This is a genomic window from Frankia sp. CcWB2, from assembly GCF_977927585.1.
This window is the reverse complement of sequence record NZ_CDWRCM010000252.1, coordinates 2,935-5,732: the sequence shown is the minus strand read 5'-3', so window position 1 is coordinate 5,732 and position 2,798 is coordinate 2,935. Positions and strand designations below refer to the sequence as shown.

The following is a 2,798-nucleotide window of genomic DNA, read 5'->3' as shown; positions in this document are numbered from 1 at the left end:
GATCCAGATCCAGATCCAGATCCGGCATCGGCATCGGCATCGGCATCGGCATCGGCATCGGCATCGGCATCGGCATCGGCATCGAGGAGATGATGTGGTCGGCGGGCACCCGGTGCTGCTCGCCGGAGCTGGTTGCGACGGTGACGGCGACGGCTCGTCCGTCCGGTGGATCTACGGGGGTGTCCGCCGACGCCACCTGGCCTCCCCGAGCGCCCGCACGCGGCCAGCCCGCCAAGCGAGAGGCGATCATGTCGGCGGCGCTAGATCTGTTCGTCCGCCAGGGCTATGCGGCCACGACGCTTGAGGACATCGCCACGGCGACCCCGGTGTCACGGCAGACCGTCTACAACCACTTCGGAGATAAGGAGACGCCGTTCCTCGCCGTCATCGATACGCACCTCACGGCGACCCTCGACGCGCTACGTCGGGCGACGGCCTTCTTCCCAAGCCCCCTACCGGACCCCGAGGCCTACCTTAACGATCTTGCAAGGCGCATCATGGCGACCTTCCTCGATCCGCGCACAGCCTCTCTGCGCCTGCTCCTGCAGGCCGAAGGGCCCCGCCAACCCCAGCTGCTGCAGCTCTGGCGCCGACGCGTCGCGACTCCCGTCTGGTCAGAGCTAATCGGCCAGCTGGCCAGGATCGCTCACGACGGCGCGCTGCGCATCGATGACCCTGCCCGCGCGGCAGGCCAGTTCATTGCCCTTGTCAACGGAACCGTCTGGGAGATGACCGAGCTCGGCATGTTCGCCGTCCACAATCCACCTGCGCTCGACAGCCCGGAACTCGACGCTGCGCTACGGTCCGCCGTGAGACTCTTCGTCCGCGGCTACAAGTAGGGGGACGGGCCGACGCCCGGTGAACGGGTCATGGCATCCTGACCGGACTGACGTAGTTCGATCGTGCTCTGGTTAGCTGAGGAGACCTGCCACGATCATGCTCGCCGTGATCCATCATCGACGCCGCGGCCTCTTCATGTTGCGGCCAACAAGATCACCGAGACTCTCGCCGGGCCACCCGCCGATCATGATCCACAGGTCTTGGCAATTTCTCGCCGCCCGGCCTTCGTCACTCGTCGGCCTCAAGCCAGCTCGACGAGATCATCGACATCGCTCTCGTGTCGAAGCGGCTCGGGTACTCCTCACCGTCGATCACGGGTGCCCTGTACGCCCACCCGCCGCGCTCCGCGGGCCAGCGTACGGCCGAGACGGTGTCCACGACGATCCCTCGCGCGGCGCGGGGACTCAGGTGGGTCCATGGCTACCGTGGGTGGCGAGATGGTGGAGAAGGATGGCATTGTGCCTGGCCAGAAGGCTGGCCCGAAGATCAAGGCTAGCAAGATCATTGCGGAGGATGCGAGATTCGAACTCGCGAGGGGTTGCCCCCAACACGCTTTCCAAGCGTGCGCCCTAGGCCACTAGGCGAATCCTCCGTGGATGAGACTATCTGATCGTTGCGGGGCCAGGCACCGGGCCTGCCGCCGCGCCGCCCGGCAGACCTCGGGATTCATGATCGTCCAGCACGGGCTAGACTGCACAGCAGACCCCTCGTGCGGCGTTACCCTCGTGAACCCCCCCAGGGCCGGAAGGCAGCAAGGGTAAGCGGGCTCTGGCGGGTGTGCGGGGGGTCCTCTCGTTTCGCCGATCGTCTCGTCGAGCACGCGGAGCAGGCCAGTGAGCACAGCGTTGTACAACCGGTACCGTCCCGCGACGTTCGCCCAGGTCGTCGGCCAGGAGCACGTGACCGACGCGCTGCGCAAGGCCCTGCGCAGCGGCCGCCTGCACCACGCCTATCTCTTCAGCGGCCCCCGGGGTTGCGGCAAGACCTCCTCCGCCCGGATCCTCGCCGCCTCGCTGAACTGCATCCAGGGCCCGACCCCTGAACCCTGCGGGGTGTGCGACGAGTGCGTGGGCATCCGGACGGGCGCCTCAATGGACGTCACGGAGATCGACGCCGCGTCGCACGGTCTCGTCGACGACGCCCGCGATCTGCGCGAGCGGGCGTTCTTCGCCCCCGCGTCGGCCCGGTTCAAGGTCTTCGTGGTGGACGAGGCGCACATGGTGACCGCGGCGGCGTTCAACGCGCTGCTGAAGGTCGTCGAGGAGCCCCCGCCGTACCTCAAGTTCGTCTTCGCCACCACCGAACCGGACAAGGTCATCCCGACCATCCGGTCCCGGACGCACCACTATGCCTTCCGGCTGGTTCCGCCGAGCGTGCTGCGCGAACATCTGGCGTCGGTCTGCGCCCGGGAGGGGGTCGCCGTCGATCCGGCCGTGTTGCCGCTGATCGTGCGGGCGGGCGCCGGATCGGTCCGCGACTCGCTGTCCGTTCTCGACCAACTGCTGGCCGGCGCGGACGACGACGGCCTGCGCTACGACCGGGCGGTGGCGCTGCTCGGCATGACCGACGGCGTCCTGCTGGACGAGACCGTCGACGCGCTGGCCGACCGCGACGGCGCGGCCCTGTTCACCGTGGTCGACAAGGTCGTCTCCGCCGGTCACGACCCGCGCCGGTTCGCGACCGATCTCCTCGACCGGTTCCGCGACCTGATCGTGATGGCGGCCGTTCCGGACGCGGACGCCCGCGGCCTGCTGGAATCCTTCTCCCCCGACCAGATCGACCGGATGCGGGCGCAGACCACCCGGATGGGCCCCGCCGAGCTGTCCCGGACGGCGGACGTCCTGCACAACGGCCTGGTCGAGATGCGGGGGACGGCGAGCCCACGGCTGATGCTGGAACTGATCCTGGCCCGTGCGTTGCTGCCCACGGCGTCGACCGACCCGGCCGCGCTGCTCACC

Annotated in this window: 2 protein-coding genes, 1 tRNA gene and 1 other RNA gene; 3 read left to right on the top strand and 1 reads right to left on the bottom strand. The window is 68.5% G+C overall.

What is annotated here, in order from left to right:
* A partial coding sequence (locus ACY45C_RS19675; protein ID WP_462189037.1) for a TetR/AcrR family transcriptional regulator occupies positions 1–839 on the top strand: 839 nt, incomplete at its 5' end.
* Between the two features lie 508 nt (positions 840–1,347).
* Here ACY45C_RS19675 and ACY45C_RS19670 read toward each other — a convergent pair.
* A tRNA-Ser gene (locus tag ACY45C_RS19670) sits at positions 1,348–1,432 on the bottom strand.
* Between the two features lie 106 nt (positions 1,433–1,538).
* Between ACY45C_RS19670 and ffs the strand changes: the two genes are divergently transcribed.
* Positions 1,539–1,635, top strand: an RNA gene (gene ffs, locus ACY45C_RS19665) — signal recognition particle sRNA small type.
* 38 nt (positions 1,636–1,673) lie between these two features.
* The coding region (locus ACY45C_RS19660; protein ID WP_462189036.1) for a DNA polymerase III subunit gamma and tau at positions 1,674–2,798 on the top strand (1,125 nt) is incomplete at its 3' end.